This window comes from Sphingomonas turrisvirgatae (genome assembly GCF_001721295.1).
GTDB lineage: Bacteria > Pseudomonadota > Alphaproteobacteria > Sphingomonadales > Sphingomonadaceae > Sphingomonas > Sphingomonas turrisvirgatae.
Map to the genome: position 1 here is coordinate 35,262 of NZ_MDDS01000014.1, position 25,617 is coordinate 60,878.

General features: G+C 64.3%; 24 protein-coding genes and 1 pseudogene. 12 read left to right on the plus strand and 13 right to left on the minus strand.

Translation table 11 applies throughout. From position 1 onward, the window contains the following. The first annotated feature begins 32 nt into the window (after positions 1-32). Complete coding sequence (locus BFL28_RS06885) at positions 33-803, plus strand: SDR family oxidoreductase (protein ID WP_069319882.1); 771 nt, start codon at positions 33-35, stop codon at positions 801-803. Continuing rightward, complete coding sequence (locus tag BFL28_RS06890) at positions 800-1,678, plus strand: alpha/beta fold hydrolase (RefSeq protein ID WP_158011628.1); 879 nt, start codon at positions 800-802, stop codon at positions 1,676-1,678. Before BFL28_RS06885 ends, BFL28_RS06890 begins: the two co-directional genes overlap by 4 nt. Here BFL28_RS06890 and BFL28_RS06895 read toward each other — a convergent pair. Beyond that, positions 1,675-3,885 (minus strand): acyl-CoA dehydrogenase family protein, encoded by a 2,211-nt coding sequence (locus tag BFL28_RS06895; protein ID WP_206599090.1) that lies wholly within the window; start codon positions 3,883-3,885, stop codon positions 1,675-1,677. The two genes, BFL28_RS06890 and BFL28_RS06895, sit on opposite strands and share 4 nt — an antisense overlap. 219 nt (positions 3,886-4,104) lie before the next feature. On the opposite strand from BFL28_RS06895, the gene BFL28_RS06900 reads away from it, so the two are divergent. From BFL28_RS06900 to BFL28_RS06910, 3 genes are read left to right on the plus strand one after another with little or no spacing between them, the layout of a single operon-like run. Continuing rightward, positions 4,105-5,292 carry an amidohydrolase family protein gene (locus tag BFL28_RS06900; RefSeq protein ID WP_069319883.1) on the plus strand — a complete coding sequence of 396 codons (1,188 nt, stop codon included), beginning with the start codon at positions 4,105-4,107 and terminating at the stop codon, positions 5,290-5,292. Positions 5,293-5,301: 9 nt separating this feature from the next. After that, positions 5,302-6,072: a hypothetical protein gene (locus BFL28_RS06905; protein WP_069319884.1), complete on the plus strand. Its 771-nt coding sequence runs from the start codon at positions 5,302-5,304 to the stop codon at positions 6,070-6,072. After that, a complete protein-coding gene (locus BFL28_RS06910; protein ID WP_069319885.1) occupies positions 6,069-6,737 on the plus strand; it encodes an SDR family NAD(P)-dependent oxidoreductase in 669 nt (222 codons plus the stop codon). The genes BFL28_RS06905 and BFL28_RS06910 overlap by 4 nt, the downstream gene beginning before the upstream one ends. Positions 6,738-6,742: 5 nt before the next feature. Here the strand turns inward: BFL28_RS06910 and BFL28_RS06915 are convergent, their stop codons facing one another. From BFL28_RS06915 to BFL28_RS06935, 5 genes and pseudogenes are all read right to left on the minus strand, one after another. Next, positions 6,743-7,732 carry an NADPH:quinone oxidoreductase family protein gene (locus tag BFL28_RS06915; protein WP_069319886.1) on the minus strand — a complete coding sequence of 330 codons (990 nt, stop codon included), beginning with the start codon at positions 7,730-7,732 and terminating at the stop codon, positions 6,743-6,745. Next, positions 7,732-8,499 (minus strand): annotated as a pseudogene (locus tag BFL28_RS21415) (SDR family NAD(P)-dependent oxidoreductase). Before BFL28_RS21415 ends, BFL28_RS06915 begins: the two are co-directional and overlap by 1 nt. A 12-nt stretch (positions 8,500-8,511) precedes the next feature. Then, positions 8,512-9,270: an SDR family NAD(P)-dependent oxidoreductase gene (locus tag BFL28_RS06925; protein WP_069319887.1), complete on the minus strand. Its 759-nt coding sequence runs from the start codon at positions 9,268-9,270 to the stop codon at positions 8,512-8,514. Beyond that, entirely contained in the window at positions 9,267-10,559 is a 1,293-nt protein-coding gene (locus BFL28_RS06930; protein ID WP_069319888.1) for an acyl-CoA dehydrogenase family protein, read from the minus strand. The genes BFL28_RS06925 and BFL28_RS06930 overlap by 4 nt, the downstream gene beginning before the upstream one ends. Then, entirely contained in the window at positions 10,556-11,629 is a 1,074-nt protein-coding gene (locus BFL28_RS06935) for a phosphotransferase family protein (RefSeq protein ID WP_069319911.1), read from the minus strand. Before BFL28_RS06935 ends, BFL28_RS06930 begins: the two co-directional genes overlap by 4 nt. A gap of 50 nt (positions 11,630-11,679) precedes the next feature. Here BFL28_RS06935 and BFL28_RS06940 point away from each other — a divergent pair, with 50 nt between their 5' ends. Both BFL28_RS06940 and BFL28_RS06945 read left to right on the plus strand, forming a co-directional pair. Further along, positions 11,680-12,462: a tyrosine-protein phosphatase gene (locus BFL28_RS06940; RefSeq protein ID WP_069319889.1), complete on the plus strand. Its 783-nt coding sequence runs from the start codon at positions 11,680-11,682 to the stop codon at positions 12,460-12,462. Continuing rightward, entirely contained in the window at positions 12,459-13,067 is a 609-nt protein-coding gene (locus tag BFL28_RS06945) for a TetR/AcrR family transcriptional regulator (protein ID WP_069319890.1), read from the plus strand. Before BFL28_RS06940 ends, BFL28_RS06945 begins: the two co-directional genes overlap by 4 nt. Here the strand turns inward: BFL28_RS06945 and BFL28_RS06950 are convergent. Both BFL28_RS06950 and BFL28_RS06955 read right to left on the minus strand, forming a co-directional pair. After that, entirely contained in the window at positions 13,054-13,806 is a 753-nt protein-coding gene (locus BFL28_RS06950; RefSeq protein ID WP_069319891.1) for an SDR family NAD(P)-dependent oxidoreductase, read from the minus strand. The two genes, BFL28_RS06945 and BFL28_RS06950, sit on opposite strands and share 14 nt — an antisense overlap. 28 nt (positions 13,807-13,834) lie before the next feature. After that, entirely contained in the window at positions 13,835-14,119 is a 285-nt protein-coding gene (locus BFL28_RS06955) for a hypothetical protein (RefSeq protein ID WP_069319892.1), read from the minus strand. A gap of 148 nt (positions 14,120-14,267) precedes the next feature. Between BFL28_RS06955 and BFL28_RS06960 the strand changes: the two genes are divergently transcribed. After that, positions 14,268-14,960, plus strand: a complete 693-nt coding sequence (locus BFL28_RS06960; protein WP_069319893.1) for a TetR/AcrR family transcriptional regulator — start codon at positions 14,268-14,270, stop codon at positions 14,958-14,960. A 2-nt stretch (positions 14,961-14,962) separates the two neighbouring features. Here the strand turns inward: BFL28_RS06960 and BFL28_RS06965 are convergent, their stop codons facing one another. The 4 genes from BFL28_RS06965 to pcaF form a co-directional block, all read right to left on the minus strand. After that, positions 14,963-15,751: an enoyl-CoA hydratase gene (locus BFL28_RS06965; protein WP_119184565.1), complete on the minus strand. Its 789-nt coding sequence runs from the start codon at positions 15,749-15,751 to the stop codon at positions 14,963-14,965. Further along, positions 15,748-16,584, minus strand: a complete 837-nt coding sequence (locus tag BFL28_RS06970) for an SDR family oxidoreductase (protein WP_241527244.1) — start codon at positions 16,582-16,584, stop codon at positions 15,748-15,750. Before BFL28_RS06970 ends, BFL28_RS06965 begins: the two co-directional genes overlap by 4 nt. Beyond that, entirely contained in the window at positions 16,581-17,810 is a 1,230-nt protein-coding gene (locus tag BFL28_RS06975) for an MFS transporter (RefSeq protein WP_158011630.1), read from the minus strand. The genes BFL28_RS06970 and BFL28_RS06975 overlap by 4 nt, the downstream gene beginning before the upstream one ends. Before the next feature lie 121 nt (positions 17,811-17,931). Continuing rightward, a complete protein-coding gene (pcaF, locus tag BFL28_RS06980; protein ID WP_069319895.1) occupies positions 17,932-19,131 on the minus strand; it encodes a 3-oxoadipyl-CoA thiolase in 1,200 nt (399 codons plus the stop codon). Positions 19,132-19,314: 183 nt separating this feature from the next. On the opposite strand from pcaF, the gene BFL28_RS06985 reads away from it, so the two are divergent. Genes BFL28_RS06985 through bktB form a run of 3 tightly spaced genes read left to right on the plus strand, consistent with a single transcriptional unit; the run spans position 19,315 to position 22,535 of the window. After that, a complete protein-coding gene (locus BFL28_RS06985) occupies positions 19,315-20,535 on the plus strand; it encodes a thiolase family protein (protein WP_206599092.1) in 1,221 nt (406 codons plus the stop codon). A gap of 19 nt (positions 20,536-20,554) precedes the next feature. Further along, a complete protein-coding gene (locus BFL28_RS06990; RefSeq protein ID WP_069319897.1) occupies positions 20,555-21,334 on the plus strand; it encodes an enoyl-CoA hydratase-related protein in 780 nt (259 codons plus the stop codon). A 16-nt stretch (positions 21,335-21,350) separates the two neighbouring features. Then, positions 21,351-22,535 (plus strand): beta-ketothiolase BktB, encoded by a 1,185-nt coding sequence (gene bktB / locus BFL28_RS06995; protein WP_069319898.1) that lies wholly within the window; start codon positions 21,351-21,353, stop codon positions 22,533-22,535. A 7-nt stretch (positions 22,536-22,542) separates the two neighbouring features. Here the strand turns inward: bktB and BFL28_RS07000 are convergent, their stop codons facing one another. After that, positions 22,543-24,063, minus strand: coding sequence for an AMP-binding protein (locus BFL28_RS07000; protein WP_079246992.1), 1,521 nt, complete (start codon positions 24,061-24,063; stop codon positions 22,543-22,545). Positions 24,064-24,237: 174 nt separating this feature from the next. Here BFL28_RS07000 and BFL28_RS07005 point away from each other — a divergent pair, with 174 nt between their 5' ends. Then, positions 24,238-25,584, plus strand: coding sequence for an MFS transporter (locus BFL28_RS07005; RefSeq protein ID WP_069319900.1), 1,347 nt, complete (start codon positions 24,238-24,240; stop codon positions 25,582-25,584). The last annotated feature ends 33 nt before the right edge of the window (positions 25,585-25,617 follow it).

Consider the following 25,617-nt stretch of genomic DNA (forward strand, 5'->3'; position numbering starts at 1 on the left):
GCGCGAACTGTGCCATTCATCCGGAGCCGGCCATGAGCATAGCATCGTTGTTCGACGTCAGCGGCAAGGTGGCGCTGGTGACCGGCGGCAGCAGCGGGATCGGTGAGATGATCGCGACCACGCTGGTCCGCGCCGGCGTCACCGTGTTCATCGCCGCACGCAAGCCCGACCGGCTCGCCGAAGCGTTGGCCCGGATCGGGTCGCATGGGACGGTCGAGGGCACCGCGGTCGATCTTGCAGATCCACAGGGCGCGGATCGGCTGACCGCGGCGCTAGTGGAACGTATCGATCGGCTTGATATCCTGGTAAACAATGCCGGCGCTACCTGGGGTGCGCGGTTCAGCGAGTTCCCGACTTCCGGTTGGGACCGGGTGATGGACCTCAATGTCAAGGCCACGTTTCTGCTGAGCCAGGCGTTGACGCCGTTGCTCGCGAAAAGCTCGGCCGAGGACGATTGGTCGAGCGTCATCAACGTCAGTTCGGTCGCCTCCCGCCACACCGACGACGCGCCGTCCGCTGCCTACGGGCCATCGAAGGCGGCGGTCGAGCAGCTCACGCGGGTGATGGCGCGCTGGCTGCCCAACGATCGGATCCGGGTGAACTGCATTGCGCCGGGCTGGTTTCCCTCCCGCATGAACGCGCCGATCAGCGAGGCATATGGCGCCGCCTGGATCGAGCGGACCCCCCTCAAACGTTTCGGTCGTCCCGAGGATATCGGTGCGCTGGCGGTCTACCTCTCGTCGCGCGCGAGCAGCTTCGTCAATGGGCAGGTAATCGCGATCGATGGCGGCTGGTCAGCGTGACACCAGCCGCCGCCGTTACTACACCGGAATATGTGATCGGCAGTCATGGCAACCGCATCGCGATCGAACGAACCGGTGCGCCCGGCGCGTCTGCGGTTATCCTGTTGCATGGCGGCGGGCAGAAGCGGCAGAGCTGGCGGCGTACCGGCAAGCAGTTGGCGGCGGCGGGCTGGCAGGCGATCGCATGCGACGTGCGAGGTCATGGTGACAGCGATCCAGCGCCGGACGGTGACTACGGCTATGACCGGCTGGTCGAAGATGCAACGTCGTTAATCCAGGCGGCGGGGGGACGGGCGGTGCTGGTCGGCGCGTCGCTGGGCGGAAAGATTGCGCTCGCCGCCGCGGGCAGGCTACCGCCCGACATGATCCGCGCCCTCGTGCTGGTCGATGCGGTGCCGCGGTCGCTGGAAAGCGGCATCGCGCGCGTCGCGAGCATTCTGCGTCCGCCGCCCGACGGCTTCGACTCCCCTCAGGCTGCGGCGGCGGCGCTCGCTGCCACAAACGGAACGGCCACTGCGCCGGACGCCGGCGCACGCCTGCAACGCAACATGCGGCGCGACGCGGCGGGGCGTTGGCACTGGCATTGGGACCCGCGGTTCTTCGACCCGTCGCATGGACTCGGCATCCAGCCGGCGCTCACGCGGCTGGAGGATGCCGCGCGCCGCGTGACCGCCCCCACATTGCTGGTGCGCGGTGAACTGAGCGACGTGACCGATGCGGCAGGCGCGGCGGCGCTCGCGGCGTGCATCGCGCATCTCGAAATCGCGGTGATCGCAGGCGCGGGGCATATGGTGGTCGGCGACCGCAACGATACCTTCGACGCAATCTTGCTCGACTTCCTGCAGCGGCACGTTCCGGTATGCGGGCCGGGCTAGGTCCGGGACTTTGGCATCTTTAGGAACTGTTCCGCGATCAGGCTGCGCTGAATTTCGCTGGTGCCGCCGTAGATGGTCATGGCGATCGCACGCCGCATAGCCACCTCGACTAGCGCAAGATCCTCGTCGCGCGACAGCAGCGATTCGGGCGCTGCGAGAGCGACGAGATCGGCGGCTGCGCTGCGCAACCCTTCGGTCGAGAACAGCTTCGACATTGGTCCGTCGGAGATCGCGCCATTTCCGGTCGCCTGCGCCCAGACGTCGCGGCGCGAGATTCCTTCGGACACCGCGACGATCGTCGCCGCGCGGGCAAGTCGGCGGCGCACGCCCGGCTCGTCGATGCGGCGCGTGCCGGCTTGGCCGCGGCTCGCCCAGTTAACCGCATGACGCAGCATGACCGGCATCGCATAGTGATAGACGATGCCGCCATGCTCCAGCCCGAGCATGGTGTGCATCACCTGCATGCCGCCACCGACGGCGCCGAGGCGATATTTGTCGGGAATCCTTACATCCTGGAAATAGGTGATGTTGGTCCGCTCGTCCTGTAGCGTATGAACGGGTTGGATCTCGATGCCCGGCACGTCCATCGGCAGGATGAACACCGTCAGCCCCTCATGCTTCTTTCCGCTCGCATCGGTACGGGTGAGCAGCAGGATGTAGTCGGCGATATGGCCGGCAGTGGTGAACATCTTCTGGCCGTTGAGCACCCATTCGTCGCCATCCTGCACCGCCTTGAAACTCGTGCCGAAGATGTCCGACCCGGCGCCCGGCTCGGTGAAACCGAGGCAACCGACGCCTTCGCCCGACGCGAGGCGCGGGATGATCTCCTGCTTCGCGGTATCGCTGCCGAACTTCATCTCGAGCTGCAGCACGAATTCGGTGACGCCGCTTGCCGTGCGGTTCCAGTCCATCTCCTCCCATACCGCGTCCGCGGCGGCGAGTTCGATCTGGCTACGGCCCTCGCCGCCAAATTCGGCCGGCAGATGCGGATAGAGCAGACCCGCCTTGGCCAGCTTCTGCGCGAAGGGTTTGCTGTGCGCTTTGGTGCTGTGGTGGATCTTTGCGCGAAGCTCGTCATCGACGTTCTCCGCCATGAACTGGCGGAGCTGGTCGGCATAAGCCTCGGCCTGGCTGCCCCAGCCGAATTCGATCCCGATCTCGCCCGCGTCGGGCAGCGCCGCCGACCCGTTCGACCACAGCCGGTCGCCGACACTTTGAAGCTCCTTCTCAGGATCGCCGGCGACGAGGCTCAGTGCCTTGGCGCGACGATAATAGAGCTGAATATCGTTCTCGAGGCTTACGCCATAGCCGCCAAAGGTGCGGATCGCCGCCTCGGTTGCGCGTCCGGAGGCCTGCGTCGCCCACCAATATGCCATCGACACCTGCGCTGCGGCATCCGCCGCGCGCGCCGCAATCGCGCTTATCGCCTGCCACACCATTAGCCGCGCGCCGTCAGCGTCGGTGGCGGCGTCGGCCAGCGGATGCGCAACACCCTGAAAGCTCCCAATCCGGCGCCCGAACTGCTCGCGCTCGCCGGCATATTCGGCGGCGAGGCGCAACGCCTGAAGCGAGATGCCGGCGAGTGTTGCGGCGCTGCCCAACTTCCATTCCTCGACGGCAGACTGCCACGCCGCGACCGCACCCGGCCCTTGGGCGAGCACGACATCGCCTTCGCCCGGCGTTGCGGGCGGCGTCCACGCGCCAAGCGCGCTCATCGACGTCCAGTTGGCCGGCGCTTCGACGGCCGGATCGCGATGAGCGATCAGCCGCTCGCCGCTTAGCGCGATCACGAACGCGCAGCCCGTCAAGGCGGGAACGACCTGTGCTCCGCCCGGGGTGACGGGATGCAGCGCGATCGTAGCAGCGGCGCCGTTAGCCACCTCCGCCACCAGCGCATCCGCGCCGAACTGGCCGGCGAGGCGCGTCGCGACGATCGTTTCCACCAGTGGAATCGATGCAAGGTTTCTGCCGGCCTCTTCCGCAACCAATGCGACGTCGAGCAAGCTGAGCGAAAGGCCTCCGGCTGATTCGGGGGTACGCATCAGCGGCAGACCGAGTTCACACACGCTCGACCACAGCGCCTCGTCGAGTCCGCTCTCCGCAGCGCGAATCCGCTCGGGCGTCGATTGCTCGCGGAACAGACGCGCTACCGTTTCCTGCAGCATCGTCTGGTCATCTGAAAGGGCAAGATTCAATAGCGCGGCCATGGTCGTAAAGCTCCCGGTGCGGGGCAACTGCCCGCGACATTTCTGCAGGTGCATAGCGGCTTCACGCCTGACGTGGACCCGTGCCAGCAACATTGCACGGATGTGCAGAGCGCCTGGCACCATCGCCACGACTTGCGACATTTCAAAAAAATGATAAAGCGTCAGTTATTGAAGTGCCGGCGCGTCGTACGGCTGGCGCTGTCTTTCGGGAGAGCTTGGATGCCTGCGTTGCCCTTCGACGTCTACGATGCCGACCATCATCTCTACGAACCGGCCGAGGCATTCCTCAGGCACCTGCCCAAGCAGTTCTCGAACGACTTCTATTTCGTGGAGCTCAACGGCCGTGCGAAGCTAGTCATTGGCGGGCAGCTGTCCGATTATATTCCCAATCCGACCTTCGAAGTCGTTGCCGGACCGGGCACGCACGAGAAATGGTACCGTGCCGACAATCCCGAAGGCCTGACGATGCGCGAGATGACCGGCAAACCCATTCGGCCGCCGGCTGAGTGGCGTTCGGGCGATGGCCGCATCGCGGTGATGGATCAACAGGGCGTGCATGCCGCGCTGGTGTTCCCGACGCTCGCTTCGGTGATCGAGGAGCGGCTCAATCACAAGCCCGAAGCGATGGCAGCACTGTTCCATTCACTCAACAAATGGACTGATGAGGAATGGGGCTTCGCGCGCGAGAACCGGTTGTTCTCGGTGCCGATGATCAGCCTTGCCGATCAGGAGCTGGCGATCGAGGAACTAGAGACCGTGCTGAAGGCCGGTGCGCGTTGCATCGGCGTCCGTCCCGCGCCCGTGCCGGGCTTCCGCGGAAGCCGCTCGCCCGGCCTGCCGGAGTTCGACCCGTTCTGGGCGCGCGTCGAGGAAGCCGGCATCTTCACTTGCCTGCACACCTCCGACTCGGGCTACGACCGCATCTATCGCTGGTGGACCGGCGGGTCGGGTGAGTATCAGCCGTTCGAGCGAGATCCGTTCCAAGCGACGTTGGACGTGCTCGGCCGGCCGATCTCAGACACGCTGTCAGCCTTCATCTGCCATGGCGTGTTCGACCGATTCCCCAAGCTGCGCATGATCTCGGTCGAGAATGGCGCGGATTGGGTACGGCCGCTGTTGCACCGGCTGGACAAGGCCTATGGCCAGATGCCGAAGTCGTTCAAGCGCCATCCGCGTGACATCTTCCGCGAGCACATCTTCATCGCGCCCTTCTATGAGGATAATCTTCAGACGCTGGCGGAGGACATGCCGATCGAGCGCATCTTGTTCGGCAGCGATTTCCCGCATCCCGAAGGGGTCGCCGAGCCGCTGGACTATCTGAAGGAATTTGAAGGGTTCAGCGACGAATCGATCAAGCGTATCTTCCATGCCAACATGAAGGGTTTGCTGGAGGGCGTGCGCGACTAACGGCACGCGATGATCCTCTCAGCACCCGATCTCTATCCCGGCTGTCCCGGTTTGCGGCGACGCATCCTGTTGCGGCCGGGACCCGATGCAGTGCGGGGCGAAGTGGAGGATGATTTCCACCATTTCGTCGTTGCGCTGTTTCACGACCGGGAGCGGATCACGCAGGTCAGTACGGCGGCACCGCGTCACCCATGGACCAGCTGCCCGGCGGCCGGTGATCTGCTGGCCGCGCGGCTGCGGGGCGTACCGCTTGGTGAGGCTGCCGGATTCGACTCGCCCTATTCGCACTGCACGCACATGCTCGACTTGGCGCTGCTCGCCGCAGCACATGCTCACGACGATGTGCCGCTGCTGTATTCGATGTTCGTGGCCGATCCCGGGTCCGCGCTGCGCGCCGCCCAAGTGTGGCGCGGCGAGTCGATCGTGCTCGATTGGATGCTCGATGGCGATCGGGTCGCAGCCGGGCCGGGCGAGGGCAACAACCTGCGCCGGTTGCGCGAATGGCTGCCGGAACTGCGGCCACGCTTGCGTGAGCCTGCTACCGTCTTGCGCCGCGCGATCTTCATCTCGTCCGGCCGGCGGTTCGACTATGAGCACGTTGACAACGCGTCCGTGCTCACGCGGCAGGTCGGCGCTTGTTTCACGTTCCAGCCGGAGCGCTCGGGAACAGCGCTGCCGGTGCGCGGAAGCAAGCTCGATTTCACTGCTGAACGCGCCGGGCCGTTGGCACTACGGCTCCAGCCCGCACCGTCGCCATCCAATTTAGGAGAAGAAGATTGACTGCCAGACTCGTCGTCGTCACCGGCGCAGCCGGGGTCCTTGGGCGCGCAGTTTGCGCCGAGCTTCTGAACGCGGGCCATGTTGTCGCAGGCATTGACCTCGCTCCGTTCGCCGATCCTGCTCTCGCACTGTCGCTATCGGCCATTGACCTGACCGACGCGGCGAGCGTCGCGGATGCGTTTGCCCGGATCGAAGCTCTGGGGGCGCTGCATGGGCTGGTCAATGTGGCGGGCGGTTTTCGCTGGGAAACGATTACCGAAGGCGATGTGGAGAGCTGGGATTTTCTCTACCGGATCAATCTGCGCACCGCATTGAATGCCGTGCGCGCCGCGCTGCCACTGCTCGGCACGGGCGGTTCGATCGTTAACGTAGGTGCGGCAGGTGCAATCAAAGCGGGAGCAGGAATGGGCGCTTATGCTGCGTCCAAATCCGGGGTCGCGAGGCTGACCGAGAGTCTAGCCGAGGAGCTGAAAGATGCGGGCATTCGGGTAAATGCCGTTTTGCCGAGCATCATCGACACGCCCGTCAACCGCGCCGACATGCCTAACGCCGAGTTCGACCGCTGGGTCAGCCCTGCAGCCCTGGCCGGCGTAATCGGTTTCCTGTTGTCGGACGCCGCGGCGCCGATCACTGGTGCGCTGATCCCGGTCACAGGGCGCGTCTGACCGGCCTACGCCATTCGCACGACGATACGGCCGCAGCCGGTACCGTCGGATGCCGCGACCATCGCGTCGGCGTAGGCTTCGAGCGAGAATACGCGGGCGATCGCTGGGCTGAGTATCCCGTCGGCGTACCATTGCTCGATCCGGGCTTCGTTCGCCCGCGCCTGCATCGGCTCGAGGATTGTGAAGCGGCCGATCTCCACACCGATCAGCGCCGCGCCCTTTACTAGGGCTAGGTTGAGTGGCAAGCTAGGAATCGTGCCGCTCGCAAACCCGACGGCGAGATATCGGCCGCGCCACGCAAGGCTGCGAAACGCGCCATCGAAACTGCCTCCACCGACCGGATCGAATACTAGGTCGACGCCCTGTCCGCCGGTCATCGTACGCAGCCTCTCGCGGCGGCCGACGGCGGCATAGTCGATGGCCTCCTCCGCTCCGTTGGCCAGCGCGAAATCGCGCTTTTCCGCGCTCGATGCGACGGCGATGACTCGCGCGCCGATCGCCTTGCCAACCTGGACGGCGGCGCTGCCGACTCCGCCTGCCGCGCCCAGCACCAGCAATGTCTCGCCAGGTGCCAGCGTGCCGCGGTCGGCAAGCGCGTCGAGCGCGGTCGCGGTGTTCACCCGCAATCCAGCGGCTTCCACTGATCGCAGACCGGCCGGGAGCGGGCGCAGCGCCGGGGCGGGGATAGTCACCATTTCCGCAAGCGCGCCCGATCCGCACACGCCGGTAACCGGATCGCCCACCGCAACGCCACTCACATCCTCGCCGATCGCATCAACAATGCCGGCGAATTCCGATCCGGGCGTGAAGGGGAGCGCCGCCTTCGCCTGATGGCCGCCGCGCGCGGCCAGCATGTCCGCATAGCTGAGTGCGGCTGCCGAGATGCGCACGCGAACCCTTCCCGTTCCGGGCGCCTCTATCCGGTGCTCCTTCAGCTGGTAGAAGTCGGGTGGGCCGAAGCGGTCGGCGGTAACGGCGCGAAATGTCTCGTGCATCAGCTCATCATCAGCGCGCCGCCGTCGATCACATAGGTCTGCCCGGTCAGAAAGCGCGACCCATCGTCGGCGAGAAACAGCATCAACGGCAGGAAATCCTCGATCGATCCGAGCGACCCGCCGATCGGCACCTTCTGCTTCAACATCGCGTCGAGCTGCGCCACCGCTGCTTCGCCCATGCTGGCGCGAGTGCGCTCGAACATCGGTGTCCAGATGGCAGGCGCGATCGCGTTGACGGTAATGTCGTACTGTCACCATTCGCGTGCCAGCGACCGCGTCCAAGCCAGCACCGCGCCCTTGCTCGCGGCATAATGCGCTTTACCCGCCATGCCGGTGACCCCGACCGGCGAGGCGAAATTGAGAATGCGCCCGCCCCGCTTCTTCAGGAACGGGAACACCGCCTGGTTGGTGAGGAAGGTTCCGCGCATGTTGACGGCGAAGACCTGGTCGAATTCTTCGACGGTCATTTCGTCCACCATCGCATTTGGCGCGATGCCAGCCGCATGGATCAGGCCGTCGAGGCCACCCAGTCGCTCGATGGCCTGCGGGATTACGCGTGAGACAGTCGCGGGATCCGACACGTCACCCGCGAGCGCGAAGAGCCGTTCACGCGCCAGGGCATCGGCGTCTTCAATAATGTCCGTGATATTCGCCGAACGGCCGATCGCGGCGACCGCGGCACCGTGCTGCGCAAGGGCGAGTGCTGTCGCCTTGCCCATCCCGCTGCCGGCGCCCGTGACGATGAAACGCTTGCCCGTGAGCGACATGCCTAGCTCTCCCTATCGCGGCGAATCGATGCCGCCGCCGACCGCAATATTGGCGCCGGTCGTGTAGCTCGACGCGTCCGACGCCAAATACAATGCCGCGCCGACGATCTCGTGCGGCGAGCCAAACCGGCCCATAGGAATGCCCTGCAACAGCCCTTGGGGATCGCTCCAGTGCTGCGCGATGTCGGTGGCGAACATGCCTGGCGAGATCGTGTTGACCCGCACCTTGGGCGCGAACTCCTTTGCCATGCCGATCGTCATCGCATTCAGCGCGGCTTTCGAGCACGCATAAGGGATAATTCCCGGCACCGGGCTGATCGCGCCGAGAGACGAGATGTTGATGATTGACCCGCCATCACCCTGCACCATCCGCTGGGCGACCTGCGCGGCGAGACGAAACGGCCCCTTGAAGTTGACCGCCAGGACCTTGTCGAACAGCGCCTCTTCCGTTGCGGCGCTGCTCGGTTGGACGGGTGACATTCCAGCATTGTTGACAAGAATGTCGATGCGGCCCCATTCGCCATGGACTCGCTCGACCAGAGCATCAAGCTGAGCCCAATCCCCAACATGCGCGGCGACCGCGAGCGATCGCCGGCCGAGCGCGCGGATATCCGCCGCCACCGCCTCGCAGGCGTAGAGCTTGCGGCTCGACACCGCGACATCTGCCCCTGCATGAGCGAAGGCTAGTGCCATTTGCAGGCCGAGGCCGCGGCTGCCTCCGGTCACCAGCGCCGTTCGGCCGCTGAGGTCGACACGCAAGCTCGCGGTCATTCGGCAGGTTCTAGCGCCTTAGCGAACTTCTCCTGCGCCTGACGGCGCAGCTCCGGAATATAATCGGTCGGGAAGCGGCCCGGTGCCGGCTTGTGCCTGCGCAGCAGATGCCGCGCCGCATACATCTGGTGGATCTCGGTCGGGCCATCGGCCATCCCCATCACCAGCACATTCGCCCACATCCGACCGAGCGGGGTGTAGTTCGATACGCCGAGTGACCCCAGCATGTGCATCGCACGGAAGATGATGTCGTGCGCGATCTTCGCACAGGCGACCTTGCACGCCGCGATCCATGCGCGCGCCTCGGTCTCCATGTGATTGTCGAACATCCAGGCGGTGCGCAGCACGAGCAGGCGGAACTGCTCCAGCTCGATCCAGCTCTGGCCGATGTCGACTTGTACGAGTTGCTTATCAGCAAGCCGCTCGCCCTTTGTGTGGCGAGACAATGCGCGTTCGCACATCATGTCGAGCGCGCGCTCGCACATCCCGATCACGCGCATCGCATGATGGATTCGACCGCCGCCGAGGCGCGATTGCGCCACCTTGAACCCGCCGCCGCGCTCACCCAGCAGATTGTCGGCCGGCACGCGTACATTGGTATAACGCAGATGTGCATGGCTGCCCTCGTCATAGGGTTCGCCGGCGACGCCTGGCTCGGCGATGAACTCCAGGCCCAGTGCGTCGCGCGGAACGATGATCGTCGACATGCGGTCATAGATCGGCGCGTCAGGATCGGTGACGACCATCACGATCAGGAACTCAGCGAAGCGCGCGTTGGACGAGAACCATTTCTCGCCGTTGATGATCCAGTGGGTGCCGTCGAACTCGGCCTTGCACGTGAACTGTGTTGGGTCGGATCCCCCCTCGACCTCGGTCATCGAGAAGCAGGAGACGATCTCGTTCTCGAGCAGCGGCTTGAGATAGCGCTCCTTGTGTTCGTCGGTGCCGAACCGCGCGAGGATCTCGGCGTTGCCACTGTCGGGCGCCTGGCAGCCGAACACGGTTGGGCCCCAATGGGTGCGGCCGAGGATCTCGTTGAGAAAACACAGCTCGACCTGGCCGAAGCCAGGACCGCCGAGCTCAGGTGGCAAGTGCATGCCCCACAGGCCCTGGCGGCGTACTTCGGCCTGCAGCGGGCGCAGCGCAGCAACAGCAGCAGCATCGCTGTGGTCGTAAGGCGCACTGTAATTATCGAACAGCGCATCGAGCGGATCGACATAGTCGCGCACGAAGTTGCGTATCCATTCGAGCTTCCGTTCGAATGCGGGGTCGAGCTTGAAATCGATCATGCCATTTGCCTTTCGGAAGCACCGTCAAATTCGCGGGTCATCTCGGATGCGGCCCGCAACAGGTCGAGCACCAGCGCCCCCATCTGCTCGCCCATCTCGCGGTCGAGGCGGCCGTTCAGGCCGCGCGCGTAGTGCCGCTCCAGGAGCATCGCGAGCTTAAACTGCGCCAGCACCATATAGTAGGTTAGATTCACCACCGGGCGGCCGGTAATCGCCGCATAGTGCTCGACCAGCTCTTCGCGCAGTGGGTAGGATGGGTCCTGGTACAACTCGGGCGGACGCACCGCGCTACGCTCTGACGGCACGGCGTACATCAGCCAGCCAAGATCGAGCAGCGGATCGCCGATCGTCGACAGTTCCCAGTCGATTATCGCCGCCAGGCGCGCCGGCGCCTCGGGCGCGAACAGCGCATTGGGGTAGCCATAGTCGCCATGGATGATGCCGATGTGCGGCGTCTCGGGCGTGTTGGCGCGCAGCCAATCGACCACTGCGTCCTTGCCCGGCAACGGGCGATAACCATAGCCTTCGCTGTCGGCATAGGAGGCATGCTGGTAGAGCCAGCGATCGACCTGCCGAGCGAGGAAGCCGTCGGGCTTGCCGAAACCCTCCAGCCCAACCGCGCGATAATCGACCTTAGCGAGTTCGGCGATACCGCCGACAAGTTCGAATGCGAGCTGGCGACGGATCTCGGGGGGGTCGAAAGCGGCGGGGAATTTCTTCGGGTCCATCGCCAGCCAGCCCGGCACATATTCCATGATGTAGAAGGGCACGCCGAGTACCGCCTGATCCTCGCAACAGGCGATCAGCTCGGGCTTGCGCACCGGCGTGCCGTTGAGCGCGCCGAGCACGCGCGCCTCGCGTCCGAGCACCTTGAAGCTGTCCGGCCGCGGTGCGAGCGGCGGGCGGCGCAGCACCACCGGCGTGCCGCCGCGGTCGATCCGCATCACGATGTTGGTCGCGCCACCGGTGAGGATTTCCGCGACGAGCGGTCCGTCGCCAAGTTCGGGCAAGGTGCGGTCCAGCCACGGCACCAGCGTCTCGGTATTGAGCGTATTCGAATCGGGCGTCACGAGCAACTTTCCTGGAAATTTCACGTGACATATGTACAGTAAAATGATAAATGTCCAGCATGAATCTTAGCGCTGCCACTCGGCTTCTGGCGATCGAGGGAACGATCAATGCTCGCGATCTCGGCGGGTTACCGACGGATGATGGCCGCCGCGTCCGACGTGGAGTGCTGATCCGCTCCGCCGAACTCGACAAGCTGACCGACCGAGGCTTGGCCGCGTTGCGCGACCAGCACTGCGTGGCCACGATCCTCGATCTTCGCTCTACCCGCGAGCGCACTAAGCGGCCGCCGGCGAACGGCCTGCACTCGGGCCTGACGCTGGTGCATTACGACTATGCGACGAGCAGCGCCGACATGGAGCGACTATGGGCCAAGGGCGAGGTCATTCATGCCGAGGTCCATGCGATGATGCTGGACATCTATCGCCGGCTGCCCTGGGAGCAGGCCGAAGGTTTTCGGTTGCTGTTCGAACTGGTGGAGACCGGGAGGATGCCGATACTGTTCCACTGCGCGGCGGGCAAGGATCGCACCGGCGTGGCAGCGGCGTTGTTGCTCAGCGCACTTGGCGTGACGCGGGATGCGATCTACGACGACTTCCTCATGAGCGAACGTTGCTTCGAGGCCAATCGCGCGCGTTTTGCCGGCAACGGCGCCGACGCCTTGCTGCTGCGTGCTGAATGGGAGCCGATTCTGCGCACCGACCGTGCCTATCTCGACGCGATGTTCGCTGCGTTCGATGCGCGGGGTGGCGTCGAATTCTATTTCGCCGGAACGCTCGGCTTTGATGCGTCACGCATCGAACAGCTCCGCGCGGTCATGCTGGAGGCGGCGTGAAGACCAAAGCCAGACCCTCGATCCGCCAAGCGCACAAGGACCTGACTCGCGCGCGCATTGCCGAGGCTGCGCGTCAGTGCTTCTATGAAAAAGGCGTGAGCGAAACCTCATTCGAGGATATCGCGACCGCGGCGGGTGTGCGTCGCGCTACGGTCTATCTCCATTATGCCAACAAGAGCGCCATTCTCACCGAGCTGCTGTCGCGCAATCTCGAGGAGGTGCGCTTGATCTATGAGCGGCTATGCGGGCTGGGGGCGTATGATATCGCGAGCGTTCGCAAATGGCTGGAGAGCTATGTCCGAGCGCTGGTCCGTCACCGCCAGGCGATGCGCCTTTTCCAGATCGCCATGGCCACGGACGACACGGTTCGCGTGATGATCGAGGATTATCGCGAATCGGTCGTGCGCAGCCTCGGCCAGCACTTTGCGGCGTTTGCACCGGGAGCAGGTCGGGCACATGCGGCGGCGGTGCTGATGGTCGTCAAGATCGACTTTGTCGCCGATGCCGTAGCTCAGCCCGCACCGCGTCTGGCGGCGACGGCCGCGCTCGACCTGGTCGCGGAAGAGCTGTCGGCGATGTTGGCGGAACCCGTTACGGCATCGTGACGCCGCCATTCACGCGCAGGATCTGGCCGGTGACGAAGCGGCTGTCATCGGAGGCGAGATAAACGATTGCCGCAGCGATGTCCTCCGGCGAACCGACCATGCCCAGCGGTGAGCGCGCCGCATTGCGCGCGATTAGCGCATCGGCGTCCAGGCTTTCCGCGACCGTCATCGTCGTCACCGTGAAACCCGGGGCGATCGCGTTCACGCGGATACCGTGTGGACCCAGCTCCTTGGCGAGTGTGCGGGTTAGCATGTTCACGGCTGCCTTGGACATGGCATACAGCGACAGCCCCGCAATCGGCTCGTCCGCGGCATTGGACGAAATGTTGACAATGACCCCACGTCCTTGTGGAATCATTTGCCGTGCCGCCGCCGTGCAGGCCCAGAAGGTTCCGCCCAGATTGAGATCAAGGATGCGGTCGTAGAGTGCCGGGCGGATGTCCACCGCCGGGCAGGCTGCGGCCACGCCAGCGATGTTGCACCAGATTTCCAGTGGCGCGAGACCTGCCGCGAAATCGGCGAGCGCGTCGATTTGCGGCGGGTCGGCGCAATCGGCGACGCGGCAATGCGCCTCGCCACCGGCCTCGCGGACCAGCGCCGCGGTTTCGGCAAGCCCCAACTCGGCGATGTCGGCGAGTACCACCCGGGCGCCCTCGCGCGCCAGCCGGATCGCCGTGCCGCGTCCGATGCCAGACGCGGCGCCAGTGATCACGGCAAGGCGTCCGGTCAGCAACGTCATCGCCGGCCACCATGAGGCAGGGCGGCGATCAGTTGCGGATCTCGGCCCAGCTCAGGCTGGTCGTGCTGGTGCGGCCATTGGTAGAGACGGTTGCCAGCGGCACGCGATAGATGCGCATGTCGCGAATGAAGGTAACTACGCCGCTCGCGCTTACCATGTCCACCGTTCCGATCTTCTTGCCGTCGCGGTCCTTGAGCGCGAAGCCCTTTTTGGGCACTGCCGCTGGTGTAGGGCTGGTTGTCTCCTGAGCTTGGCCCAGGCTTGGTGACAGAGTAGCGGCTGCCGCAAGCAGCATCACGGTGCGAAACGACATGGAAGTCTCCTATGTGAACCATGCCTTGGGCAGCCTCTCCTTATGCGGCTATAGCTGCCGCTCCGGATCGTGTTGACGTCCATCGTCCACGGCCTCAAGAGAATTCTGAAGGTTATTCAGTTATAAAAAATCAGGAGCGGACATAGCGATGGCACCGGTTGCGCGACTTGCCGCCCGACCCCCGGGCACGACGGCCAGTCCAACGGCGGACGCGTCGCGCAACGTCAACAAGAATGGCCAACAGCTCGGCCGCAAGGGCATGGAGACCCGCAAGCGGTTGATGGATGCCGCGCGGCGCCTGTTGACCGAACGCTCGCCGTTCGAGCTGACCGCGCTGCTGATCACCCGCGAGGCCAAGGCGGCGCCGGCGACCTTCTATGTCTATTTCGACGATGTGCAGGACGTGCTCTATGCGATGAGCGCCGAGATCGCGTCGGAGATCGTCGATCTGTTCGATGACGACCGGCTGTTGCGCAATCCGGATCATTTCTTTGCCGACTCGATGCGGTTCGTGCGCGCGTTCAATGAAGTGTGGGACCGCCACAGCGACATATTGCTCTATCGCAATCTGGAGGCGGATCGCGGGAATCCGCGCTTCAATGAACTGCGCACCGAAGGGGCCATTCCGGTGATGAACGCCTTGTCGGACCGGATCGGCAATGCCTATCCGCCCAACCGCCGCCCGCGACGCGGAGCGGTCTATGCCGAGGCGGCGGTTTTCTTCGTCGCGCTGGAGCGGCTAGCCGCGGCGGTGCATCAATATCCCGAGGACGGATTAAGCGCGGACGATCTGATGGAAGCCCAGGCGCGCATCCTCACACGGTTGCTCGAACCACGCTAAATTCAGTTCGCTTGGGTTCGTCCCCGATCGAGCAGTGCGTCCTCGCGCTGGGCGATGTCATCCGCTTGGGTGCGGTTTGCCTCTGCTTTTGCCGTACGCGCCTCTTCGGCCAGCGCATCGCCGAAACCCAACGCATAGCCGCCGTCGATCAACCGCTTGTAGCTGACCAACATCGCCTGTTCGATGCCGAGCATGTCTCGCATCAATGCTTCGCTGACCGGCAGCAGTTCTTCCGGCGCGACCACCCGGTTGACCAGGCCCCAGCGGTCCGCCTGCTCCGCGGACAAGAAATTGCCGGTCAGGTGAAGCTCCTTGGCGCGGTGGATGCCGATCACGCGCGACAGATGCTGGCTGAGGCCGCCGCCCGGAATGATCCCGACGCGCGCATGGGTGTCTGCGAAGCGCGCGGCGGAGGATGCGACGATCAGGTCGCACGCCAGCGCGAGCTCGAACCCGCCAGTCACCGCCGCACCGTTGACCGCGGCGATCGTCGGCTTCGCAAAGCCGCGCAGCCGCAGGATGGGGTTCAGCGTGCCGTCCGCCCACAAGCCGCCGGGTCGGCTAAGCGGTCCATTGGGGTCCTGCAATTCCTTGATGTCCATGCCGGCGCAGAATGCGCGGCCTGTGCCGGTCACGATGAGGCCGCGAACCTGTGGGTCGGCCTCGAGCGTCTCGAGCGTTTCGGCGAGCCGCGCAACGAGTGGCTCGGACAGCGCGTTGAGCGCCTCGGGCCGGTTGAGTGTAACCACGGCATAGCCGTTGCGTCGCTCGATCAAGAGCAAATCGTTCATCGCACGGTCTCCGGAACGAGACCGGCATCGGGCTGGCCGTCATAGGGCGTCAACATCATGCCGCCGTCGCAGAACAGCGTCATGCCCGTGACGAAGCTCGCCGCGGGGCTAAGCAGGAACACGGCGGCGTTGCCAACTTCGCCCGCGCTGCCGAAGCGGCGGACGGGTAGCCGGCTGGCGATCGCGTCGATACGCGACTGCGGCACCAGCCGCTTGACCCCTTCGGTTGCCGCGATCGGTCCCGGGCTGAGGCTGTTGACGCGGATTCCGGCGGGTCCCCATTCGAGCGCGAGCGTGCGCACCAGCGACTCGATCCCCGCCTTGGCAGCCGAAGCATGAGCCTGGCCCCACATTGGCTGAAACGCCTGGCCGGACGAGATCGCGATCAGGCTGGCGCCCGCTTCGCGAAGCCGCGAGCGCGCCGCCTTGAACGTGTGGAACGTGCCGAGCAGGTCTATGTCGGTCACCGTGCGAAAGCCGTTAGAAGAGAGCGCGTCGGCAGCGGCGATGAAATTGCCGGCCGCGCCGGCGACAACGAAATCGAGCGGCCCTAGCTGTTGCGCCGCATGCGCCATCGCGGCGTCGACCGCGGCGAAATCGCGGACATCGGCGATGAGCGCCATCGCTTCGGGTCCGATGTCGCGCAGCGCTTGCGCCGCGCCTTCGGCCTTTTCAGCATTTCGGCCAATCACCGCGACCTTTGCCCCGCACGCGGCGATTGCCTTGGCAATGCCGAGATTGATCCCACTGGTCCCACCCGCGACGACCGCGTTGCATCCGGCGAACAGACTGGGGCGGTAGGTCGCCAAGGGGTCGTCTTGATACGGCGTCACGACTCGCTCACATGCGGATTGGGGCCGAGCGTAGCGAGCATCAGCCCGCTGACCGCCCAGATCGGGATCAGGATCGCGAAATAAAGCTGATAAGACCCGGACAGGTCGTAAACCAGACCACCCAACGCGGGACCGAGCCCCAGTCCGAGCGTGATCAGCGCGGCAATATAGCTGAACAGCGACCCGAAGTTCTTGAGCCCCAGATAGCGTGTGGAGAGATAGATGACCGCGTCATATTCGCCCCCGATCGACAGGCCGAGGATGATGATCGCGGCGATCGCGGCCGGAACATTGCCCGGGAACAGGACGAGGAGAGCAACCGAAAGGATCGGTAATGAGATGCTGACTGCGCCCACCGCAGGCCCCGAAAAGCGGTCGAGCAGAAAGCCGACCGACAGCCGGCCGATAATCGAAGGGATGCCGACCAGCCCGACGAGCCATGCCGCCGTGGTTCGATCGACACCATAGGTGCTAAGGATCGGCACGAGATGGACAAGTACGCCGACGATCGCGGCAGTGCCGCCGAAGCCGGCGACGGCGAGCCGGAAAAAGGCCCGGGAACGTAAGCCTTCGCGCACGCCATAGCCGCCCAGCGGGACGGCCGATGCCTCAACTTTGTCCTCGCCCTTGGTTGCGCGGCGACCATCGAAGAAGAAAAGGAAGAGTATTGGCAGGATCACGGCGAGGCCGGTGAGGCCCAGCCCCACGAACGCGCCGCGCCAGCCATAATTGTTGATCAGCCAGTTAGTCAGAATCGGAACTAGGCTGGCGCCGATGCCGGTGCCACAAAAGGCGAGCGCCAGCGCGACAGCACGGTTACGGTCGAACCATGAGGCGACGCCCGTCGACCAGACGGCGGGCGAGAGCACCGACAGCGCGAAGCCCATCAGTGCCCACAGCAGCCACCAGCTGAAGATCCAGCTGGCGGTGAACGAAAGCGCCATCACCGCGAGACAATAGAAGATCGTTCCGGCGAGCGCGACGCGCCGCGCGCCGAGCCGGTCGATGAACCGGCCTCCAATTGGGGTGAGGAAGAATGCGATGATCGAGGGCAGCACCATCGCGCTCGAAACCTCGGCGCGCGGCCAGCCGAATTCCGCCTCGAGCGGTTGGATAAAGAGTCCAGTCGCATAAATGTGGATGGTGGTCAGCGCGATGCCCGCCCCGCCAGCGATCAGCGCTGGCCAGCCCGTGCGCCACTCACCGCTCGTTCGTGTTTCAGCCATCATACATCCTCACGCTGCCCGCTGGCGGGTCTGTTATCGAACATCGGGGACGAAATAGCACACCGAAGCATACTAGAATATTTCAGGCTTTGGATAGCTTTGCAAACATCCACTGAGTCGATCAGACCCGCTCCAATAATATGCCAATACCTTGACCGACGCCGACGCACATGAACGCGAGTGCGTAGCGACCCCGGATCCGATGCAATTCTTCAACAGCGGTCATCACGATCCGTGCACCTGACATGCCAAGGGGGTGCCCCAGCGCGATCGCACCGCCGTTTGGATTGACGCGGGGATCGTCCGCCGCGAGGCCAAGGTCGGTGAGGACGGCAATTGCCTGGGAGGCGAATGCCTCGTTGAGTTCGATGACATCGACTTGATCGAGCCGCACCGATGTACGCGCCAGCAGCTTCTTCGCCGCATCGACCGGTCCGATGCCCATGATACGTGGCGCCACGCCGGCGGCGGCCATCCCGACAATGCGTGCGCGTGGGGTGAGGGCATTTCGAGTTGCCGCGTCGGCCGACGCGATCAGCATCGCCGCGGAGCCATCGTTGACCCCCGATGCGTTGCCCGCGGTTACCGTGCCGTCGGGTCGCACGACCGGCTTAAGCGCCGACAACGATTCGATTGAAGTCGCGCGGGGGTGCTCGTCGCGATCGACCACCAGGGCATCGCCCTTGCGCTGCGGAATCGTCACCGGCGTAATCTCGAGAGCAAAGCGCCCACGTGCTTGCGCCGCCGCTGCCTTGGTCTGGCTGGCGAGGGCGAACCTATCTTGTGCCGCGCGCGAGACGTGCCATTCGCCGGCGACGTTTTCGCCTGTTTCGGGCATCGAGTCAACGCCGTAAAGGCGCTTCATCGCAGGGTTTACGAACCGCCAGCCAATCGTCGTATCCTCGAGCTTTTGGTTACGGGCGAATGCATTGTCGGCCTTCCCCATGACATACGGGGCGCGGCTCATGCTCTCCACGCCGCCAGCGACCAGCAGATCGGCGTCACCTGCGCGGATTGCGCGCGCTGCCGATCCGACTGCGTCCAGGCCAGATCCGCACAAGCGATTGATGGTAGCGCCTGACACGGTCGTCGGCAGGCCCGCAAGCAGCGATGCCATCCGTGCGACGTTGCGGTTGTCCTCGCCTGCCTGGTTTGCGCAGCCATAGATCACGTCGTCCACCTTTTCCCAGTCCACACCGGGATTGCGCGCCATCAATGCCGCAAGCGGAATCGCGGCGAGGTCGTCTGTCCGTACCGCGGAAATGCTGCCTCCGAACCGTCCGATCGGGGTGCGCAAGGCGTCGCAAACATAGGCTTCCATTCTGCTCTCCTCTTCGGCGGCGACAAGGCAACTCGCGGATGCTCGCTAATCTGCGCAGGGGCCGGACCCAAGCTTCGGATTGGCCTCGTGCGGGATATCGAGCGATCAACACATATGCGTAAACTTGCATTGCCGCCGCAGGAACGCAGTAACGGATGTGGCTATTGAAATTCTAGTATCGTATTGCCGCAGACTGCATGGGATGAGGCGCGAGAGGCCCAGTGGAGAGTTGAAATGGTAGCCGTTATTGCCAGCGCCGTACGCACCGCAGTGGCCACCGCCCGTCGCGGATCGCTGATCGATGTCCCGACCGAGGTGTTGGCCAGGCATATCCTGACGGCAGCGATCGACCGGTCCGGGCTGGCGCCCGAATTGATCGACGACGTGATCTTCGCCGAATCGCTCTACGGTGGCGGCGCGGTGGCTCGGCATGCAGCAGTCGAGGCAGGAATTCTGAACGCAGGGGGGATGGCGCTCAATCGGCATTGCGCTGGGAGCCTTAGCTCCATCGCTGTCGCGGCCGGATCGATTATCGCGGGGATGGATCGCGCCATCGTCGCGGGCGGCGTTCATTCCAGTTCGTTCATGCCAATGCTCTCCTGGCGTACGCCGGGGAGTGACGACTATTCCGACACACGATCCCCGCCGACTCATCCCGATGAGCCGGAGGCGCCGAACAACGACATGACGATTACCGTGGGCTGGAGCGCTGCTCAAGCCGCCGGCCTCAGTCGTGAGGAACAGGATGCGTGGGCGTTCAGGTCTCATCAGCGCGCGATTGCCGCGACCGATGGAGGTCGCCTGACGGAAGAGATCGTGCCGATCCGCGTCCAACGCCGTGACGGTACCGAATTCGACTTCGCAGTCGATGAACACCCACGGCGCGATACCAGCATGGAACGGCTTGGATCACTAAAGGTCATTCATCCGGAGATCGAGGGATTCTCGATTACGGCGGGCAATTCCAGCGGGATCAACGACGCGGCCGCTGCACTGCTGGTGGTTGATGAAGCTTTTGCGCGCGCCGAGGGGCTGGAGATCATGGCGCGGGTACGCGGCTGGTGCTCGGTTGGCGTGCCGCCGCGTGACACCGGCACCTCAGTGATCCGAGTGCTTCCCAAATTGCTTGGTCGGACAGGTGTCGCGCAGGCAGACATTGCGATCTGGGAAATCAACGAGGCATTCGCATCCGTCCCGCTAGCGACCTGCCGCCAGCTCGGGATCGATGAAGAGACGGTCAATGTTAGCGGGAGCGGTTGCAGCATCGGCCACCCGATTGCGGCGAGCGGCGCGCGCATGGTTACCTCGCTGATCTACGAATTGCGTCGGCGCGGTGGAGGGCTTGCGGTCGCGGCGATGTGTGCCGGCGGTGGGCAGGCCGGTTCGCTGATGATCGAAGTCTGACGGTCACCTGACGAACGCGATGGATGCGGCGCCTTCCATTCTCTCGGCGATCGAGCGGGGCGTTGCTGTCGTGCGCCTCAACCGTCCTCATCGACTGAACGCGCTAACGCTGGAAATGCTTGATCGGCTTCGGCGGACATTGACCGAAGCGGTCGATGCTGGCGCGCGAGCCGTGCTCGTGGCCGGAGAGGGGCGTGCGTTTTGCTCCGGCGCGGATCTGAGTCCGGATGAAGGCCTTGAGGGAAAGGCCAACGAAGCGGTACGGACTCATTATAATCCGCTGATGCGGGCTCTCGCTGACTTGCCGATTCCAGTGGTGACGGCGATCAACGGCGCAGCGGCGGGGGCCGGCGCCTCGATCGCATTGGCGGGCGACATCGTCGTGGCTGCGCGTTCGTCCTATCTGCTGCTCGCCTTCGCGAATATCGGTTTGGTACCCGATGCGGGCGCGACCTGGCTTGTCGCGAAAGCCGCAGGACGAGCGAAGCTGCTCGAAATGGCGTTGCTCGGCGAGCGGCTGGAAGCCGCCGACGCGCTGGAGGCGGGTCTGGTGGCACGCGTAGGCGATGACGCCGCACTCCACGACACGGCCATAGCCTATGCTGTGCGTCTGGCCGCGATGCCTACCGTCGCGATGGGCCTGATCCGCAAGCAGGCTGCAGCTGCGCTGAGCGGCCCGCTCGATCAGGTCCTCGAGATCGAGGCAGCGCACCAGGCGATCGCCGCAGCCACCGACGATTTCACGGAGGGCCTCGCCGCCTTTGCCGACAAACGGCCGCCTGTTTTCCGCGGACGTTGAGCTTCAAGGGGTAAGGGTGCAGGACGACATTTATATTCTGTCGGGCGTTCGCACGGCGATCGGCGACTTTGGCGGCGCGCTGAAGGATGTGGCCGCCGCCGAGTTGGCTGCGATCGTCTTTCGTGAGGCGATCTCGCGCGCGCAAATCGCGCCGGACGCGGTTACGCAGGTCGTGCTTGGCAACGTCATCCCGTCGATGCCGGCCGATGCCTATATTGCGCGCGTCGCGGCGGTGCGCGCCGGCATCCCGGCGGCGGCATCGGCGCTTACGGTCAACCGCTTGTGCGGGTCGGGCCTCCAGGCATTGGTCTCCGCTGCGCAAGCGATCACGCTGGACGAGTGCGACGTCGCGCTTGCCGGCGGCGCGGAGAGTATGAGCAATGCGCCGCACTACGTTACGCGCGCACGGTTCGGGCAGAAGATGGGCGACGTAGGGATGCTCGATGCTTTGACTCGAACGTTGAGCGACCCTTTTGAAGGCTATCATATGGGCGTGACGGCCGAGAATGTCGCGCTTGCCTGCAACATTTCCCGCGAGATCCAGGACGAAGCGGCAGTCGAGAGCCATCATCGCGCCGCTCGCGCTATCGCCGAAGGGCGGTTTGTCGAGCAGATCGTGCCGGTGTCCGTCACGTCTCGCCGGGAAACGACCGCCTTCGAAATCGACGAGCATGTCCGCGGTACCACGACGATCGAGGATCTGCGAAAGTTGAGGCCCGCATTCCAAAAGGATGGCAGCGTAACCGCAGGCAATGCGTCGGGTATCAACGACGGAGCAGCAGCGCTGGTGTTGGCGTCGCGTGCCGGCGTCGCACGGGCTTCCGTTGCGCCGCTCGCGCGAATCCGGTCATGGGGACTTGCGGGTGTCGAGCCGGCGCTGATGGGATTGGGGCCGGTCGAAGCAGTGCCGGTCGCGCTATCGCGGGCTGGCGTGACGCTTTCGGACATCGACGTGATCGAATCTAACGAGGCATTCGCGGCGCAGGCATGCGCGGTCGGCGCGAAATTGGGCTTCGATCCCGCGCGAACCAACATCAACGGTTCGGGCATTTCCCTGGGCCATCCGATCGGCGCCACGGGCGCGATCAACGCGGTCAAATGTATCTTTGAATTGAAGCGATGCGGCGGCCGGTTCGGCCTCGTCACGATGTGCATCGGCGGCGGGCAGGGAATCGCGATGGTTATCGAAAACCTGGCTTAGACCGGTCCTATCGACAAGCGTATCGCGCAATCAGTTCACGCTTTAGCAGCTTGCCGGTGGGCATTCGCGGAAGCGAATCGACGAAATCGACGCTGCGTGGCGCCTTGAAGTGCGCAATTCGCTCGCGACACCAGGCGATCAACTGACGTTCCGTATAGACGCCCGCCGTCACCCCGGGGACGAGCTGGACTACGGCCTTCACTTCCTCGCCAAAATCGGGATTGGGGACCCCGATTACCGCCGCGTCCTCCACGGACGGATGCTGCACCAGCAGATTTTCGATTTCCTGCGGGTAGATGTTGACGCCACCCGAGATGATCATATGGCTCTGGCGGTCGGTCAGATAGAGATAGCCATCTTCGTCTAGATGCCCGATGTCGCCCAGCGTCGACCATCCCCGCTGGTCGAACGCCGCTGCGGTCTTTTCCGGGTCATTGTGATAGCTGAACGGGTTCCAGCTGCTGACGAAATAGACAAGGCCGTCGCGCATCGGCGGCAGCTCCGCACCGTCGTCACCAACGATCCTCACGCTGTCCGACCGGCCGACTGACCCGGGATGCGCAAGCCATTCGTGCGGCCCTATTGCGGTAAAGCCGTTGCCTTCGGTCGCACCGTAAAATTCGTAAAGCTTCGGTCCGAGCCATTCCATCATGGTGCGTTTGACCGGCACGGGGCAGGGCGCACCCGCATGGACGACGTGAGTCAGGCTGTCCATATCGGCCGCAGCACGGCGCGCTTCGGGCAAGCGCAGCATCCGCGTCATCATGGTCGGCACCAGCCAAGCGACGGTCACGCCTTCCCGTTCGATTGCCGAAAGCGCTTCCTCTGCGTCGAACGCCGGCATCAGGACCACTTGGCCACCCACGCGTTGCGCCGACATCGCGAAATTGAGCGGTGCGGCGTGGTAGAGTGGTGCAGTGCACAGGAAGACCGTACCGGCATTGTAATCGTAGAGATCGCGCATCATCGCATCGCTTTGCGACCAGGTGCCGAACGGCTCGCCGCTCAACATGCGCTTGATCCCCTTCGGCCGGCCCGAGGTGCCGGACGAGTACAGCATCGATGCCCCCTCACGCGCCATGTAAGCAACCGGATCGCGGGGTTCGCCGTTTGCCGGTGCAAATCCCGATGGCCCGGCGGCGTCGCAGAACCACAGATCCGCCTTTACCACTGACTGATGGGCGAGCATTTCGAAAGCATTGCTCGACAGCACCAGCTTCGCCCCGCTGTCTTCGATGATGTAGCGCACTTCGTCGGCGCTCAGATGCCAGTTCACCGGCGTATAGTGCAGCCCGGAGCGGTGGCACGCCCATGCCGCTACCAGAAATGCGGGGCAGTTTGGCATCAGCAGCGCGACATGATCGCCTTCCGCGATACCTGCGGCGCGCAGTTGTCCTGCCAACGCATGCGATCGGGCGTCAAGCTGGGCGTAGGTCAGCGGCGACTGGCCATCTGACATGGTGACCGCAATGGCATCTGGCCGCGCCAGTGCGTGATCGTCAATGTGGGGTGGCCGATCGGGTGTCACGGCAGGCTCCGGATGAGGTGAGTCGATCCGCGATTATGCCATGTGACGGGCGAGCGCACAGAATTGCGGCGCAGATTGCACAACCATGAATTCCCCCGCGTACCGATGCGCGCACCGTCCGGAACGGGTTAGGAGGGATTCCGCGTAAGGCGCGGCCCCAGTCCAGGAATTCCAATGAAGCCATCGCCCGAAACCGATCCCCAGCCCGTCTCGGCCAGCCATGCCTGGGGAACGGTGGCGGTGCTACTGATCATCGGCATCCTTTCCTATCTCGATCGCAACATCGTGGCGCTGATGATCGAGCCGATCCGCGCCAGCCTGGGGATCAGTGATCTGGGCATGGGGCTGATTCACGGCGTGGGATTCGGCGTCTTTTATGCCGTGTTCGGCCTTCCGATCGGGTATCTGGTCGATCGCGTCTCGCGCCGGTGGATCGTCTATTGGGGCGCGACCGCATGGTCGATCGCCGCCGCTGCTTGCGGGCTGGCCAGCAATTTCCATCAGTTGCTCGCCGCGCGGTTGGCTGTCGGAATCGGCGAAGCTTCGTTGTCGCCTGCTGCCTATTCGATGATCGCGGACCTGTTTCCGCGGCGCCGGCTTGCCCTAGCGCTCGGCGTGTTCGGCATCGGTTCGGTGCTGGGAAGCGCCGTCGCATTCATTGGCGGTGGCGCCGCCATCGAGTATCTTGAAGGCATCGGTCCACAGGAGCTTCCCCTGCTCGGCGTGACACAGCCGTGGCAGATGGTTTTTCTGGTCACTGGCGCGCCGGGTATCGTAATCGCCCTGTTGGTCCTGCTAATCCCCGAGCCCCGCCGCCGTACGCATCGTGCCGTATCATCCATCGCCGATGCCCCAGCCGCCGGGCTCGTCGAAGGGCCGGAGTCGCTGCTGCCGTTCATGCGCTCGCGCTCGCGGTTCTTCTGTTGCCATTTTCTGGGCTTCGGACTCCTGGCGGTCGCCACTTATGCGGGCCTTGCCTGGATACCTACGATGCTGGTCCGGCGGTTCGGTACAGGCATTGGCGAAGTCGGGTTGATGATGGGAGCGGTCAGCCTGCTTGCAGGCATCCCGGGCTTCTTGATGAGCGGATGGATCGTCGATCGATGGTTCGCTGCAGGACGGCAGGATGCTCACCAACGATATTATATGATTGCAAATACGATAGCGGCCGGTCTGGCGATCGTGACCTTTCTTTATGCCCCAACGCCTGGGCTGGTGGTGCTGGGGTGGGGATTCATTTCATTGCTCCAGCCATTCACGGGACCGTCGGCAGCTCAGTTGCAAATGGTTACACCGCCGCACCTTCGCGGTCGGGTCTCGGCGCTCTACGTGATGGTCTTCAACTTGATGGGCATGTGCCTCGGCCCGCCTCTAGTAGCGTTCATCACCGATATCGTGCTGCACGATACCACCCGCGTCCACGTGTCGCTGGCGATCACCTATGGCGGCATCGCGGCATTGAGCGCGATCGTGTTCGCGCTCGGACTCGCACCGTCGCGACACGCGATCGCCGCCGGCTAACGATTATCACATCCCTGCAAACCGCGCCCCGCA

What these genes read in the sequence shown, in the direction of transcription:
- BFL28_RS06885 (WP_069319882.1), top strand. Translation starts at nt 33, where the DNA reads ATGAGCATAGCATCGTTGTTCGACGTCAGCGGCAAGGTGGCGCTGGTG.
- BFL28_RS06895 (WP_206599090.1), bottom strand. Translation starts at nt 3,885, where the DNA reads ATGGCCGCGCTATTGAATCTTGCCCTTTCAGATGACCAGACGATGCTG.
- BFL28_RS06900 (WP_069319883.1), top strand. Translation starts at nt 4,105, where the DNA reads ATGCCTGCGTTGCCCTTCGACGTCTACGATGCCGACCATCATCTCTAC.
- BFL28_RS06905 (WP_069319884.1), top strand. Translation starts at nt 5,302, where the DNA reads ATGATCCTCTCAGCACCCGATCTCTATCCCGGCTGTCCCGGTTTGCGG.
- BFL28_RS06915 (WP_069319886.1), bottom strand. Translation starts at nt 7,732, where the DNA reads ATGCACGAGACATTTCGCGCCGTTACCGCCGACCGCTTCGGCCCACCC.
- BFL28_RS06925 (WP_069319887.1), bottom strand. Translation starts at nt 9,270, where the DNA reads ATGACCGCGAGCTTGCGTGTCGACCTCAGCGGCCGAACGGCGCTGGTG.
- BFL28_RS06930 (WP_069319888.1), bottom strand. Translation starts at nt 10,559, where the DNA reads ATGATCGATTTCAAGCTCGACCCCGCATTCGAACGGAAGCTCGAATGG.
- BFL28_RS06940 (WP_069319889.1), top strand. Translation starts at nt 11,680, where the DNA reads ATGTCCAGCATGAATCTTAGCGCTGCCACTCGGCTTCTGGCGATCGAG.
- BFL28_RS06950 (WP_069319891.1), bottom strand. Translation starts at nt 13,806, where the DNA reads ATGACGTTGCTGACCGGACGCCTTGCCGTGATCACTGGCGCCGCGTCT.
- BFL28_RS06955 (WP_069319892.1), bottom strand. Translation starts at nt 14,119, where the DNA reads ATGTCGTTTCGCACCGTGATGCTGCTTGCGGCAGCCGCTACTCTGTCA.
- BFL28_RS06960 (WP_069319893.1), top strand. Translation starts at nt 14,268, where the DNA reads ATGGCACCGGTTGCGCGACTTGCCGCCCGACCCCCGGGCACGACGGCC.
- BFL28_RS06965 (WP_119184565.1), bottom strand. Translation starts at nt 15,751, where the DNA reads ATGAACGATTTGCTCTTGATCGAGCGACGCAACGGCTATGCCGTGGTT.
- BFL28_RS06975 (WP_158011630.1), bottom strand. Translation starts at nt 17,810, where the DNA reads ATGGCTGAAACACGAACGAGCGGTGAGTGGCGCACGGGCTGGCCAGCG.
- pcaF (WP_069319895.1), bottom strand. Translation starts at nt 19,131, where the DNA reads ATGGAAGCCTATGTTTGCGACGCCTTGCGCACCCCGATCGGACGGTTC.
- BFL28_RS06990 (WP_069319897.1), top strand. Translation starts at nt 20,555, where the DNA reads ATGGATGCGGCGCCTTCCATTCTCTCGGCGATCGAGCGGGGCGTTGCT.
- BFL28_RS07005 (WP_069319900.1), top strand. Translation starts at nt 24,238, where the DNA reads ATGAAGCCATCGCCCGAAACCGATCCCCAGCCCGTCTCGGCCAGCCAT.